Here is a 13,949-nt window from a genome sequence, read left to right as displayed (position 1 = left end):
GCCGATGGGACGGTACGGGCGGGCCGGCCGGTGGCCCCGCGCCGCCGTCCCTGCCGGCCGCTGCGCGAGACTGGCGGTGTGAGAAGCGAGAACACGCCCTTCATCGGCGGGCCGATGGACGGCAAGGTCCTGCCGGTCCTGGTCGGCCCCACGGGGCAGCCGCCGAAGACCTACGAGATCCCGGTGCCGGACGAGCACGGCGGCCGGCCGGTGGTGCACGTCTACCGCAGGGTCGCCGCCACGACCGGGCGGCTGGGCCTGGTGAGCGGCTGGCGGTACGAGTACGAGCCCGGCGGCAGGCCGTGGCGGCTGAAGTGGCCCTGGTCCAAGCCGGAACCCGCCGCCGGCGCCCACCCCGGAGCAGCCGGCCCCGGCGCCGGCCCGCAGCCCGGATCCGGCCCCGGCCCCGATGCGGACCCCGGCACCGGCACCACCCCGACTCCCGCCCCGGCACGGACCCCGCCGGCGACGACCCGCCCGGCGCCACCGGCACCGGCACCGGCGACCCCACCGGCACGTCCGGCCCACGTCCGGCGGACGGGCCTGGGACGAGCGCGCGCCCCGGCACTGACTCCGGCAGGGCCCACCCGCCAGGTGCACCTCCCTGCCGCCCGGCCCGCCCGCCAGCCACGAGGGCCGCCCAGGGGATCCGGGACCGCCGCCAGGAGCATCCGGAGCCGGCGCCCCGCCCTCGCCCCGCCCCGCCGGACCGGGCCCCCGCCATCCCGGACCCCGCCCCACCCGCGTGAGCCGCCGCCCGGCACCGCGCCCGCCCGGCACGGGGCCCGCCCGGCACGGCGCCCGCGCGCCCGGCCGTACACGGCGGGCGCCCCGGTCCGCCGGGCGACACGCGTGCCGGCCGCCTTCTCCGTCGGACGAGTGAGCGCCTTGATCCGATACGACCACATTTACGATGATTATCTGACGGACCGTGGCACGCTCCTGCTGTGTTCCCCCAGCCGGAGGTGAGTACATGTCAGGCCGCATCGCCCGGATCGTCTGCACGGCCTCGCTGGCCGCCGCCGCGCTGACGGCGCCCCCGCCGGCCGGCGCCGCGGCCGACCCGGTGGCCGACCGGCCGCCGGTGTCGGAACTGCTCACGCGGATGCGGACCCTCTACGTCCAGGCCGAGGAGGCCACCGAGGCGTACAACGCCACCGAGGAGAGACTGCGGGCCGAACGGAAGCGCAGCGGGCGGCTCGACCGGGAGCTGCGCCGCGCCCGCGGTGACCTCGCCGCCGGGCGGGCCACGGCCGGGCGGATCGCCCGTGAGCAGTACCGGGACACCGTGGGCCTGTCGGCCACCGTCCGGTCCGTGCTCAGCGGCGATCCGCGGCGCGTCTCCGACCGGCGGCACGAGCTGCGCCGGGCGGCCGACCGGCAGTCCCTCGCCGTGCTCCGGATGGAGCGGAGCGAGCGGCGGGCCGACCGGGCGGCCGGCCGGGCCCGTGCCTCGCTGGAGAAGCGGCGGGCGCTCACCGAGCGGCGGAAGAAGCAGCGGGACCGGGTCGCCGGCCGGCTGCGGGCGATCGAGCGGGCGCTGGCCTCGCTGAGCGAGGACGAGCTGCGCACGCTGCGGCAGCGGGAGCGGCGGCAGACCGCCACCGCCCAGCGGGCCCTGGTCTCCGCCGGAACGTTCCGGCGGGCCGGGCGCGCCCCGTCCCAGGCCGGTGACCGGGCCCTGCGCTACGCCCTCCAGCAGATCGGCAAGCCGTACGCGTGGGGGGCGGAGGGGCCGGACTCGTTCGACTGCTCCGGGCTGACCTCGCAGGCGTGGGCCCACGCCGGGCACCCCATCCCGCGCACCAGCCAGGAGCAGTGGCGGAAGCTGCCCCGGGTGCCGCTGGACCAGGTGCGCCCCGGTGACCTGGTGGTCTACTACCCCAAGGCGACCCATGTGGCGATCTACGCGGGGGACGGGATGGTGGTCCAGGCGCCCCGGCCGGGCAGCACCGTGAAGGTCTCGCCGCTCGCCTCCAACCCGCCGATCGGCGCGGTCCGGCCGGACGCCGGGAGCCCGCCGCTGGCCGGGTACGTACCGCCCCGCCGCTGAAGACGGTGTGACGGCCGCCGGCCCGGCCCTCCCGCCCCGGAAACCCGGCCCCCGGCCGCCCCGACGTCTCCGGCCGTCAGGCAGCGGACCCGGCGCACCCGGCCGTCAGGCGGCGGGCCCGCCGGCCGGCACCCCGGCCGGCCCGGCGACGGACGCCAGATAGGCCGCCGCCTGCTCGGGCTCGTAGAAGAAGTCCGCGAAGTCGGCGGGGTCGTCGAAGCCGGCCGCGATGCGGTGGGCCACCGCCGGCAGCCGGCCGGCCGCACCGAGCAGGTCGAGCACGTGCGGCGGCGGGGCGAGCATCGCGTTGGTCCAGCGGGTGCTGTGCCGGGCGCTCTCCCAGTAGCGGTCGAACGTGGCCTGCATCCAGGCGGCGTCGAACGGCCGGTCGCCGTGGGCCACGATGCTCTCCAGGTAGCCGGCGGCGCACCTGGCCGCGGCGTTCGCGCCCTGGCCGGTGAGCGGGTCGTTGGCCACCACGACGTCCGCGACGCCCAGCACCAGCCCGCCGCCGGGGAGCCGGCCGACCGGCTTGCGCACGGTGGGCGTGTACCGGCCGGCCAGCGTGCCGCCGGCGTCCGTCAGCTCGGACTTCGCCGCCCGTTCGTACTCCCAGGGCACGTACCGGCGCATCAGGTCCAGTGTGGCGGCGAGGTGTTCGGCCGGGTCCTTGATGTCCTCGAAGACGTCGAGGGGGCCGCCCGGCACGCCCTCCCAGAAGAGGATGTCGGCCCGTCCGGAGACGGTGAGGGCGGGCGTGACGAACAGCTCGCCGACGCCCGGCACCAGGGTGCAGCTGACCGCCTCGACGCCCGGGTGCCCGGTGCGGGGCTCGACCCCGTGGGTGTAGGCGACGGCCAGGGCGCGCTGCGGAGCGGTGTGCGCGGAACGGGCGGCGTCCCGGGCGAACATCGACACCAGCTCGCCCTTGCCGGCGGCCACCAGCACCAGGTCGTAGTGGCGGGCGAAGTAGTCCAGGTCGGAGAGGGTGGCGCCGTGGATGACCAGCCGGCCGCCGCGCTCCTCGAAGGTCTCCAGCCAGCCGGCCATCTTCAGCCGCTGGTCCACCGACTGGGCGTGGCCGTCCAGCCTCGCCGTCCAGTCCACCGCCCGCTCACGGCCGGCGCCGGGCACCTCGGGGCCGGCGACGGACAGGCCGAGCTCCTCGATGCGCGGCGCCCGGTCCTCCCAGAAGTTCAGTCCCAGCTCGCGCTCGTGCCGCAGCGCGGTGCGGAACATGCACTGGGTGGACATCACCCGCCCGCCGCGGATCTCCTCGGGCGTGCGGTTCGATATCAACGTGACCTCGTACCCGTGCCCCTGGAGGCCGAGGGCGAGCTGGAGACCGGACTGGCCGGCTCCGACGATGAGTATCTTCCGCATGACGAGACCTTCCGCAAGGCAGCAGGGGGAACCGGGAGTTCCGCTCCGGGCGGGCCGAGGCTACGTCACTCCGGGGTGACGTCCAGCGCGTACCCCACCAGCGCCAGCAGCGTCTCGACCACGGTGTCCCGGTGCCGGGCGTCCATGATCAGCACCGGCACCTCGTCCGGCACCGAGAGCGCGTCGCGCACGTCCTCGGCGGCGTAACCGGGGGTCCCCTCGAAGTGGTTGACCGCCACCACGTACGGGATCTCGCAGCTCTCGAAGTAGTCGAGCGCCGGGAAGGAGTCCTCCAGCCGTCGGGTGTCGGCCATCACCACCGCGCCGATCGCGCCGCGCACCAGGTCGTCCCACATGAACCAGAAACGTTTCTGTCCCGGGGTGCCGAACAGGTAGAGGACCAGGTCCGAGTCGAGGGTGATCCGGCCGAAGTCCATCGCGACCGTGGTCGTGGTCTTCTCCGGCGTCGCCTCGGTGTCGTCCACCTCCTCGCTGGCCTGCGTCATCAGCGCCTCGGTCTGCAGCGGAGTGATCTCCGAGACCGAGCCGACGAACGTCGTCTTGCCGACGCCGAACCCGCCGGCGACCACGATCTTGGTGGCGATGGGGGCCCGGCTGCGGTCCAGCTGCCAGCCCTGCAGGCCCTCCTCGGCACGGCCGTCCGCGACCGGGCCGGCACCGGCCACCGGGTCCGGCGGCGGCGCCGTCACGGTGGCCGTCGAGCTCGTGTGCCTCGCCTCAGAGGCTGCGAAGTCCAATGAGAACCCTTTCCAGCAGCGCGCGGTCCGGCTGTCCCGGGCCGCGCCCGGTGCCGTAGACGCGGATCTTTCCCTGGTCGGCCAGGTCGCTGAGCAGCACCCGGACCACACCGAGCGGGATCTTCAGCAGCGCGGAGATCTCGGCGACCGAGCGCATCCGACGGCACAGCCCGACGATCTCCGCGACCTCCGGCAGCATCCGCTCGCCCCGGCCGTCACCGGTCTCCTCCGCCCCGTCCTCCGGGTCGTCCAGCGCCGCCACGAACGTCTCCACCAGCAGCACGTGACCGCCCCGGGTACGGCCGCCGGTGAGCGAGTACGGCCGTACCCGGGAGGGTTTGCGCGGGTGCAGTCCGCGGACCGGTAGACCGGAGGAGACGGTCACCGTTGCGACTCCAGCGACCTCCGCAGCTCGCTGCGGAGCTCGGGGGTGAGGACGTGTCCGGCACGGCCGACGAAGAGCGCCATGTGGTAGGCGACCACAGTCATGTCGCAGTCCGGGGAGGCGTGCACCCCCAGCAGCGAACCGTCGCTGATGGACATGACGAAGAGGCTGCCCTCCTCCATCGCGACCATCGTCTGCTTGACCCCGCCGCCGTCCATCAGCTGGGACGCGCCCAGCGTCAGGCTGCCCAGTCCCGAGACGATGGTCGCCAGGTCGGCGCTGGACCCCTTCGGCCCGTCCTGCGCCGTCGGGTCGTACTCGGCCGGCTCGCCGTGTCCCGGGTCGGAGGAGAGCAGCAGCAGACCGTCGGAGGAGACCACGGCCACCGAGCGGACGCCGGGCACCTCCTCGACCAGGTTGGCGAGCAGCCAGTGCAGATTGCGGGCCTCGTTGCTCAGCCCGTAGGTACTACTGGGCGCGTTCAATCCCGTGCCTCCTCAACAGTCCCGGCCTCGTCCTGCGGCCCCGTGTGCGGTCCCGGCCGGTGCCGAGGCCCCGCCTGTCCCTGCGTGCGCGGCCCGGGCGGGAAGCCGCCGCGTGCCGCGTTGGTCCCGCCCGGCCGCCCGGCGGTGGCCGCCGGGCCGCCCCGGACCTCGGCCTCGGCGTCCCGCCGGCCCTCGCGCGCGCCCTGCTGGAAACCGCCCAGCCTGCGGCGGAGTTCCTCGGCGTTGACGCCGCGGGCACGCTCACGCCCGGCCGCGGCGGGACGGGCCACGGTGCGCGGGGTGCGCTTGGGCAGTCCCTTGTCCGTCAGCCGCCGTACCGGGGCGGCCGGCGCGTCCGGCCCGGCGGCCGGGGCGGCCGGTGCCTTCCGGCGCGGCAGGCCGCCCGGGGGCGTGGGCTCCCGGTCCGGTCCGCCGGCGGCGCCGGGGGCCCGGCGCGGGCCGGTCCCGTCCGGGGCGGTCCGGCCGCGGCCGGGGTAGTCCGCTCCGGGGGCGCCCGCGTCCCGCGGGTCGCCGGGCGCCGGTTCCGGGGTGGCGCCGGTGGACCGGTCGCCGCCGCCGAGGGGCCAGTCGTCGGCGCCCGCGGCCCGGCGGGCGGCCCGGCCGCGGCCGGACCGGGTGGGCAGCGGCGGCGGTGCGGTCCGCCCGGACGGATCCGCCTCCGGCCCGGCACCGTCCGCGGGCACGGCCGGCCGGCCGTGTCCGGCGCCGGACGGCGCGCCCCACGGCGCGGTGGGCCCGGCGGGTTGCGGGGCCGCGGTCGGCGACGGCGGTTCCGGGTGCACACCGGGGGCCACCGGGTCCGGCCGCCGCCAGGCGACGCCCCGGGCCGGGGTGCCGTCCGGGGCGGGCTCCGCACCGGTGCCGCCCCGCGACGGGCGGGCGCCGGGCCCGGCCTCCGGGGTGGCCGCGCGGCCGGCGGAGCCGGTGCCGCGGCGCTCGCGGCGCGGCAGCGCGGGCGGGCGGCCCGGCTCCCCGGACACCGGCGGTGCGCCGGGCCGGTCGGCGGCCGGCGGTACGTCGTCGGCCGGTGGTACGCCGGGCACCTCGGGCGCGCCCCAGGCCACCCCGGCCACCGGGGCAGCGCTCTCCGGCACCGCTCCGGGGCCCGCCACGGCGGGCGGGGTGTCCCCGGTGGCGGGCGTCCGGCGGTCGTCCCGCCCGGGCCGGCCGTCTCCGTCCTGCGCCGGGGGCGTGCGGTCGGCCGCGTGCTCCGGGCGGGCGGCGTGCCGGCCGTGCGCCGGGAACGCGCCGGGCGCGTTCCGCCCGGGGCCCTCGTCGCCGGCGGCGCGCCCGGGGCGCGCGTCACGGTCCGCGTGCGTGTCGCGGTCGGCGCGCGCGTCACGGTCCGCGTGCGCGGCAGCGGGCGACTCCCCGTCGCGGAAGGGCCGGTCGCCGGGGAACGACGGCGCGTCGTGGCCGCCGTGCGCCCCGGCGGTCGGCCGCGCGTCGTGGTCGCGGTCCGGGGTCGCGGAGGCGTCCGGCCGCTCGCCGTACCCGGCGGGCCGCTCGTCGTACGCGGGCGTGGTGTCCTCGTCCGGTCCGCCGGTCCCCGCCGGGGTGGCGGCGCCGGGCCGCTCCTGCGCGCCGGCCCCGTCCCCGGTCCGTTCCGTCCCGGTCCGGCGGCCCGGACCCGTGTGGCGCAGTTCCCCGCGCATCGCGGCGAGCTGGATGGTGCGTTCGGCGGCGGCCACCATCGGGTCCGTGCCGGGCGCCACGGTCACCTCGTGGTCCGGCGGGAAATCCGGGTCACGGTGGCCCGGTTCCCGCTCGTCCCCGCCGGGGCGCCCGGTCGCGCCGGGGCCCTCGGGGCCGTCCTGGGTGCGGTCGTCGGCCGCCGGGTCGCCCGGGTGCCACCGGTCGCCGGGCCGCCCTATGGCCTCCTCGGCCGCCGGGCGGTGCTGCGGACGGACCGGTTCCCGCTCCTCGGACAGCGCCGCGGCGCGCCGGGCGCCGCGGGTCCGGGGGGAGGGCGCGGACAGCGAGCGGCCGCCGGCCCCGGTGGCGGGGCGGGAGGTCCCCGGGCCGGCGGGGCCGGCGCCGGTGTCCGGCTCGCCCCGCGCGGGCCCGGTCCGGGCGCCGGCCGGCGGCGCGGGCAGGATCTTCGTCGGCAGCACCACCATGGCGGCGACCCCGCCCTGCTTCTGCGCGCGCAGCTGGACCTTCACACCGTGCCGGGCGGCGAGCCGGGTCACCACGTACAGGCCGAGGCCCAGCGGGTCCTCGGCGTTGGGGCCCTGGCAGTAGTCCGGGACGGGCTCGGCGAGCCGGGCGTTCAGCTCCTCGAAGCGCTCCGGGGTCATGCCGATGCCCTCGTCCTGCACCGACAGCAGCAGTTCGCCGGAGTCCAGCAGCCAGCCGGAGATCTGCACATGGGCGTCCGGCGGGGAGAAGGTGGTGGCGTTCTCCACCAGTTCGGCGATGAGGTGGCTCATGCTGTCGGCGGCGAACCCGGCGACATGGGTGTGCGGCGGCAGCGAGTGGATCTGCACCCGGTCGTACCGCTCGACCTCGCTGATCGCGGCGCGCAGCACATCGAGCAGCGGCACCGGGCCCGGGTGCGTGGCCTTGTTCTCGGAACCGGCGATGACCAGCAGGTTCTCGCTGTAGCGGCGCATCCCGGTGGCGAGGTGGTCGAGCTGGAAGAGGGTCTCCAGCCGGTCCGGGTCCTGCTCCTTCTCCTCCAGCCCCTCGATCACCGCCAGCTGGCGCTCGATCAGGCCGAGGTTGCGCAGCGCCAGGCTGACGAAGCTGCCGTGCACCCGGGCGCGCAGGCCGTCCAGCCGGGCGGCGATCTCGTCCCGCTCGCGGCGCAGCTCGGTGCGCTCGTCGGCCAGCCGGCGGCGCTCGCCGACCATCCGGGTCCGGTCGGCGTCCAGCCGGGCGGCGCGCTCGTGCTCCCGGCGGGCGATCTCCTTCAGCTCGTTGACGCTGCGCACCACGTCGGCGAACTCGTCCCGGCGGCCGCGGAAGGCCACCGGCTCCTCGCCGACCGGGTCGGCGGCGACCCGCCGCGCGCCCAGCCGGAGGGCGGCCAGCGGCCGGGTCATGGAGCGGGCGGCCCAGACGCCGGCGCCCAGGGCGGCCAGCAGGCAGGCGGCGGCGAGCGCGATCCGGATCTCCAGCTCGGTGACGTCCTCGTCGCGCAGCTTCTCCAGCCGCTCCACCTCGGCGGCGGCCAGGGCGGACTCCACCCCGCGCATCCGGTCGATGCGGGCGGTGAGGGCCGCGCCGACCCGCTCGGTCTCCAGCATCAGTTCGGCGGGGGACAGCTCGGTGTCGTCGGTGAGCCGTTCCAGGTAGCGCTCGGCGGTGGTCACCTCGGTGCCGTTCACGGTGCGGGTGAACCGCTCCCGTACGTCGGCGGGGGCGAGCTGCTCGAAGTCGGCGAGCGCGGCCTTCTCCCGGACGTCGGCGCGCCGGGCGGCGGCGACCAGGCCGCGGCGGTCGCCGTCGGCGGCGAGCGCGCCCAGCAGCAGCCCGCGGACGGCGGACGCCTGCTCGTCGGCCCGGGCGAGCGAGGCGAGGGCCGCCGCGCTGCCGGTGTCCGCGCGCTCGGGCATCTTCCGGGCGAGGCCGCCGGAGAGGTCGAGCAGCGCCTGCACGGTCCCGGTGTACTTCTCGGCGACCTCCAGCGCCGAGCCGCGCCCGGTGAGCGCCTGCTGGCGCAGCCGGGGCAGGTCGTCCAGCTGCCGCCGCAGCCCGCCGGACACGTCCGGGCGGAGTTCGGCGACCTGCCGGTCCACCCGGGCCCGCTGGCTCTCGGAGACCCCGGCCCCGGCGGCGGAACTGCGGCCGGCCGCGACGAACTCGGTCATGGCGTCGCGCTCGTCGGCGAGCGCGTGGGCCAGCACCACCGCCTCGCGGCTGGTGCGGGAGAGATCGACCAGGCGCTGGGAGTCGTGGGTGCGGTCGATGGCGGCGGCGACGGCGGGGGCCGCGGCGGCCGCGACCGCGACGGCGACCACGGCGACCGAGCCGACCAGCCGGTTGCGGACCCGGGCGGTGCGGCGGGCCGGGCCGGCGGGAGCCGGGGCCGGCGCGGCGGGGGGGCGGGCGCGGCGGGGGGCGGGCGCGGCGGGGGCCGGCGCCGTACCGCCGGTGGCCGGATCCGTGCCCGGCGCGTCCGCGGCGGCGGTCCGCTCACCGGTGCCGGCGGTCTCCCCGGGCGGAGTCGCGGCCTGCCCGGCGGAGTCGGCTGCCCGCGGCTGAACGCCCCGCGCCGGTTCTCCGCCGTGTTCGCCGTTCCCGCCCCGAAGCCGCTTCTTCCGCACCGGTGCTCACAATCTTTTCTCGCCCGATCCGCTGGGGAACCAGGAGGTGACGGGGGTTCAACAATGGTGTCTGACCCTCACCCCTGGCACGGAATCCGACCATTCCAAGTACCACTGTGAGGCGGACGCGCAACACTGGCCCGGCCACCTGAACGAGTGAACATCATTGCGAAGTTGACCTTCAACTTCCGCTCCCGGTCCCCACGCACCCGCGCGGCGTCCGCAGTTGGAAATCGCCATCGCCTCCTGGCAGGATTCGCGCCCACAGCCGCCCGGAAATACCACTTCCCCCACCAAACCGGCATCTGGCACCGGCCGGCGGACGCCACGGCCGCACGCGCCCCGGACGGCCCGGGGACGGCACCGCTCCGGCAGACTGCCGGGATGCGCATCGAACTCGCCACCACCCCGGGCGACCCCCAACGCCCCAACGAGGACTACGTGTCAGTAGCGCTACCAGCGTCGGGGCTCGGTGGCGCGCTGGCCCTGCTGGACGGGGTCACACCCCCGCCGGCGGACGACGGGTGCGTGCACGGCGTGCCCTGGTTCACCGCCCGGCTCGGCGGCGCGCTCCTCGAACTGTCCGGTTCGCGGCGGGATATGACTCTGGCAGACTGCCTCTCCCTCGCAATCGAACGAACCGCCGACAAACACCGGTCAACCTGTGATCTTTCTCACAAGCTCACTCCGCAGGCCACCGTCGTCCTGGCGCGCTGGGACGAGGCGTGGCTGGAGTACCTGGTCCTGTCCGACTCGGCGCTGCTGCTGGAGGCGCCCGACGGCACGGTGACCCCGGTGCTGGACGACCGGATCGACCGGCTCCGCGCGGCGGGCCGGACCCTCGCCCCGCTGCGCAACGCCGAGGACGGGTTCTTCACCGCGGCGGCGGACCCGCAGGTGGCCGCCCGGGCGGTGACCGGGGAGGTCCCCACCGACCGGATACGGGCGCTCGCGGCCCTGACCGACGGCGCCGGCCGCTGGGTGGAGGTGTTCGGCGAGGGCGACTGGAGCCGGTGTTTCACGGTGCTGCGCACGGAGGGGCCGCAGGGGCTGATCGACCGGGTGCGGGCCGCCGAGCGCGCCGACCCGGCGGGCGCCCGCTTCCCGCGGGGCAAGGCGCACGACGACGCGGCGGCGCTCTTCGCGGAGCTGTAGGGGGGACGGCGCGGCGGGCCTCCGAGTGGCGCCGGACGGCGGACGCGGCCGGACGGCCGGACGGGGACGGCACGCACGGACGGCCGGGCGCACGGGCGAGGACGGCTGACGCCCGGGCGGGGGACGGCTGACGCACGGAGCGGGGGCGGTGCACGGCGACCGGGACGTCCGGGCGCCCGGACGGGCGCGCACCGCGGCACCGGGTCAGGGCGCCGATCCGCTCCGGGGCCCGGGGTCCGTACCGTTCAGCCGACGCAGCAGCCGGGCCAGCTCGGCCACCTCGGAGCGCTCCCAGGCGGCCAGCCGCTGGGCGTACTGGTTGCGGCGGGCCTCGCGCACCCGCCGGAACCGCTCCCGGCCCTCGGGCGTCAGCTCCACCAGGAAGGCGCGGCCGTCGGCCGGGTCCGGGGCGCGGGTCACCAGCCCCAGCTCCTCCAGGGCCCGCAGCTGACGGCTCATCGTCGCCTTGCCGACGCCGAAGTACGCCGCCAGATCGGTGGCCCGCTGCGGCCCGGCGTCCGCCAGACGGACCAGCAGGCCGTAGGCGGCGGGCTCCAGTTCCGGATGCACCTCGCGGGCCATTTCCCCGGACGAGGCACGGGCGCGGCGCAGAAAGACGGCCAATTCGCGCTCAAGGGCCAGGAATGCCTGGTCCACACCTGTAGCGCCCTCGGTGCGTGAGCCTTCCGGCTCGTACGGCTCACGGCCGGTATTGTCCACGTCAGGGCCCTCTCCGGATTTTCAGCCGAATGAAACTTTCCGATGACTGCGGGCGTCCTCGCAGCTCCGCCAGTATTTCGCAGGATTAGACCAACGGCGGCAACCGGACCCCCCTTCCCAGTCCCTATCTACGCCCGTAGCTTCGAAGATGACATGGGCACACCAAGCACATGTCACCCTCCTCTCTCCCCCCTCGGAGGCACCCATGCCCGCGCGCAGACCTGGATCGGCCCGGCGCTCGCTGACCGCCATCGCCGGGATCATCGCCACCCTGCTCACCATGACCGTGTCGCTGTCGTCGGCCGCCTCGGCCGACGACCGCCGGCCCGCCCCCCACCCCGAGGACCACTGGGCCGGCTCCCAGATCATCAAGCACGAGGGCGGTGCCCGCGGCGGCACCGGGGAAGCGCCCTCGCTGCTCGCCTCCGTGGAGGGGGTGGACGTCAGCAGCCACCAGGGCAACGTCGCCTGGTCCACGCTCTGGAACAGCGGCGTCCGGTTCGCCTACGTGAAGGCGACCGAGGGCACCGGCTACAAGAACCCCTACTTCGCCCAGCAGTACAACGGGTCGTACAACGTCGGCATGATCCGCGGCTCGTACCACTTCGCGCTGCCCAACGTCTCCAGCGGAGCGGCCCAGGCCAACTACTTCGTGGACAACGGCGGCGGCTGGTCGCGGGACGGCAAGACCCTGCCGGGCGCGCTGGACATCGAGTACAACCCGTACGGTTCGACCTGCTACGGCAAGTCCCAGACCGCGATGGTCAGCTGGCTCAAGGACTTCGTGAACACCTACCGGGCGCGCACCGGCCGGGACCCGGTCATCTACACCTCCACCAGCTGGTGGAAGACGTGCACCGGCAACAACGCCAGCTTCGGGTCGATCAACCCGCTGTGGATCCCCCGGTACGGCTCCTCCGTCGGGGAACTGCCGGCCGGCTGGGCCTTCCACACCATCTGGCAGTACACCTCCACCGGCCCGACCGTCGGTGACCACAACCTGTTCAACGGCGCGTACGACCGGCTGCAGGCACTCGCCTACGGCTGACCGGTGCGGCCCGGGCGGCGGACGGCCGGACCGCTCCCGGCCCCCGCCCGGGCCCTCCACCGCACCACGCCGCACCCGCCGGCACCGGGACAGACGTACAGACCTGTCTGTACGCTGAACGGCATGGCCGGCACCGCATCCCCCGCCCCCCGCGACCGGACGGCCCGCCGTCCGGTCGCGGCGGCGCTCCCGTCACGACGCCCCTCCGCACGCGAGCGGATCCTCACCACCGCCACCGCCCTGTTCGACACCCACGGCATCCGCGGGGTGGGCGTCGACCGGATCATCGCCGAGTCGGGCGTGGCCAAGGCGACGCTGTACGCCCACTTCCGCGCCAAGGACGACCTGGTCCTGGCGTACCTGCGGGAGACCGACCGGAACTGGCGGGACATCCTGCGCGGTGCCGCGGCCGCCGCCGGGGAGGACCCCCGGGACCAGTTGCTCGGCCTCTTCGACGCACTGCGCGAGTGCACGCTGCGCGACGGGTTCCGGGGCTGCCCGTTCATCAAGACCGCCGGCGAGAGCACACCCGGCAGCGCCGTGCACACCGCGACGGTGGAGCACAAGCAGGCGGTGCGCGACTGGCTCACCGAACTGACCGCCGCGGCCGGCGCCGCCGACCCCCGGCTGCTCGCCCTCCAGCTCGCCGCCCTGGTGGACGGGGTGATGGCGGCAGCCGCCCTGGAGCCGGTGGCCGCCGTGCCGGACGCCGCGCGGGAGGCGGCACGGGTCCTGGTCGAACGCGCCTGCCCGGCCCGCGACTGAGCGGCGGGGCGCGGCGGCACAAACCCGCCGCGCCCCGCCGCGGAGCCGGCCCGGAGCGGGCCGAGGCGGCCGCCCCCGGACCGGCCGGGGGGCCGGTGCCGCCGGGTCAGACGACCGCGGCCGCGGGGCCGGCGGCCACCGGCGCCCCCTCCTCCGAAACCACGTCCTGCGCAGCCGCGCCCGCCACGCCGCCCGGTCCCTCGCCGTCCGCGGCGGGGGCGAGCAGCAGCGCCCGGTAGCGGGCCTGCTCGGCGGCGAGCTGTTCATCGGTCATGTCGAGCACCCCGTACACCACGAACGGCTCCTGGTAGCGCATGCCGGTGAGGTGGGCGGTGGCGTCGAACGGCAGCAGCAGGTCGGCGACGGGGAAGCGGTTGGTGCCACCGGGCCGGTAGGCGTCCCGGCCGCCACCGGTCGAGGTGGCCACCCGCAGCGTCCTGCCGTGCAGCGCGGTGCCGCCGGTGCCGTACGCGAAGCCGTAGGTGAGGACCTCGTCGAGCCACTGCTTGAGCAGCGGCGGCGCCGAGTACCAGTAGAAGGGGAACTGGAGCACCACCCGGTCGTAGGCGAGCAGCCGCTGCTGTTCGGCGGCGACGTCGATACGGCCGTCGGGCCAGGCGGCGTACAGATCGTGAACGGTGACCCCCTCGGTACCGGCGGCCGTCGCGGCGAGCGCGGCGTTGATCCGGGAGGCGGCGAGGTGGGGGTGGGCCAGGACGACCAGGGTGCGCACGGACATCTCCTTCTGATCCCGCGGTTCCCGCTGCCCGGGCGGTCCGCCGATGGTCCGGCCCAACTCTCCGAACAGACAGGTCTGTCTATATCGCTGCCGAAGCTACCAGACAGACCTGTCTGACTGTCAACAACCGTCCGGCTCCCGGGTGTTCGCCCGCCCGACGGGGCGT

The 13,949-nt window shown here is 76.4% G+C and carries 12 protein-coding genes; 5 read left to right on the top strand and 7 right to left on the bottom strand.

Annotation, left to right across the window (positions count from 1 at the left end; all coding sequences use genetic code 11):
- Positions 1–114: 114 nt before the first annotated feature.
- Together IHE55_RS33530 and IHE55_RS20325 are read left to right on the top strand one after the other, a co-directional pair.
- Entirely contained in the window at positions 115–969 is an 855-nt protein-coding gene (locus IHE55_RS33530) for a DUF8847 domain-containing protein (RefSeq protein ID WP_504740325.1), read from the top strand.
- 4 nt (positions 970–973) lie between these two features.
- On the top strand, positions 974–2,053 hold the full coding sequence (locus tag IHE55_RS20325) for a C40 family peptidase (RefSeq protein WP_197990313.1): 1,080 nt from the start codon (positions 974–976) through the stop codon (positions 2,051–2,053).
- A 105-nt stretch (positions 2,054–2,158) separates the two neighbouring features.
- On the opposite strand, the gene IHE55_RS20320 is transcribed toward IHE55_RS20325, so the two are convergent.
- The 5 genes from IHE55_RS20320 to IHE55_RS32730 form a co-directional block, all read right to left on the bottom strand.
- The gene (locus IHE55_RS20320; RefSeq protein WP_197990312.1) at positions 2,159–3,436 is read right to left on the bottom strand and encodes a styrene monooxygenase/indole monooxygenase family protein; all 1,278 of its coding nucleotides are present in this window, start codon (positions 3,434–3,436) and stop codon (positions 2,159–2,161) included.
- A 65-nt stretch (positions 3,437–3,501) separates the two neighbouring features.
- Positions 3,502–4,146 carry a GTP-binding protein gene (locus IHE55_RS20315; protein WP_197990311.1) on the bottom strand — a complete coding sequence of 215 codons (645 nt, stop codon included), beginning with the start codon at positions 4,144–4,146 and terminating at the stop codon, positions 3,502–3,504.
- A gap of 28 nt (positions 4,147–4,174) precedes the next feature.
- On the bottom strand, positions 4,175–4,579 hold the full coding sequence (locus IHE55_RS20310; RefSeq protein WP_197990310.1) for a DUF742 domain-containing protein: 405 nt from the start codon (positions 4,577–4,579) through the stop codon (positions 4,175–4,177).
- Positions 4,576–5,064, bottom strand: a complete 489-nt coding sequence (locus tag IHE55_RS20305) for a roadblock/LC7 domain-containing protein (protein ID WP_197990309.1) — start codon at positions 5,062–5,064, stop codon at positions 4,576–4,578. Before IHE55_RS20305 ends, IHE55_RS20310 begins: the two co-directional genes overlap by 4 nt.
- Positions 5,061–9,356, bottom strand: coding sequence for a nitrate- and nitrite sensing domain-containing protein (locus tag IHE55_RS32730; RefSeq protein ID WP_307826755.1), 4,296 nt, complete (start codon positions 9,354–9,356; stop codon positions 5,061–5,063). The genes IHE55_RS20305 and IHE55_RS32730 overlap by 4 nt, the downstream gene beginning before the upstream one ends.
- A gap of 384 nt (positions 9,357–9,740) precedes the next feature.
- On the opposite strand from IHE55_RS32730, the gene IHE55_RS20295 reads away from it, so the two are divergent.
- Entirely contained in the window at positions 9,741–10,511 is a 771-nt protein-coding gene (locus tag IHE55_RS20295) for a hypothetical protein (protein WP_197990308.1), read from the top strand.
- A gap of 204 nt (positions 10,512–10,715) precedes the next feature.
- Here IHE55_RS20295 and IHE55_RS20290 read toward each other — a convergent pair whose 3' ends face one another.
- Complete coding sequence (locus IHE55_RS20290; protein WP_197990307.1) at positions 10,716–11,231, bottom strand: MarR family winged helix-turn-helix transcriptional regulator; 516 nt, start codon at positions 11,229–11,231, stop codon at positions 10,716–10,718.
- A 205-nt stretch (positions 11,232–11,436) separates the two neighbouring features.
- Between IHE55_RS20290 and IHE55_RS20285 the strand changes: the two genes are divergently transcribed.
- Both IHE55_RS20285 and IHE55_RS20280 read left to right on the top strand, forming a co-directional pair.
- Entirely contained in the window at positions 11,437–12,279 is an 843-nt protein-coding gene (locus tag IHE55_RS20285; protein ID WP_197990306.1) for a lysozyme, read from the top strand.
- A 123-nt stretch (positions 12,280–12,402) separates the two neighbouring features.
- Complete coding sequence (locus tag IHE55_RS20280; protein WP_197990305.1) at positions 12,403–13,044, top strand: TetR/AcrR family transcriptional regulator; 642 nt, start codon at positions 12,403–12,405, stop codon at positions 13,042–13,044.
- Positions 13,045–13,150: 106 nt separating this feature from the next.
- On the opposite strand, the gene IHE55_RS20275 is transcribed toward IHE55_RS20280, so the two are convergent.
- Positions 13,151–13,783 carry an NAD(P)H-dependent oxidoreductase gene (locus IHE55_RS20275; protein ID WP_197990304.1) on the bottom strand — a complete coding sequence of 211 codons (633 nt, stop codon included), beginning with the start codon at positions 13,781–13,783 and terminating at the stop codon, positions 13,151–13,153.
- Positions 13,784–13,949 lie beyond the last annotated feature (166 nt).

Origin of the sequence: Streptomyces pactum (assembly GCF_016031615.1) — a bacterium.
Taxonomy (GTDB): domain Bacteria; phylum Actinomycetota; class Actinomycetes; order Streptomycetales; family Streptomycetaceae; genus Streptomyces; species Streptomyces pactus.
Note: the sequence above shows the minus strand (reverse complement) of the source record. Positions and strands in the feature narration are given on the sequence as shown.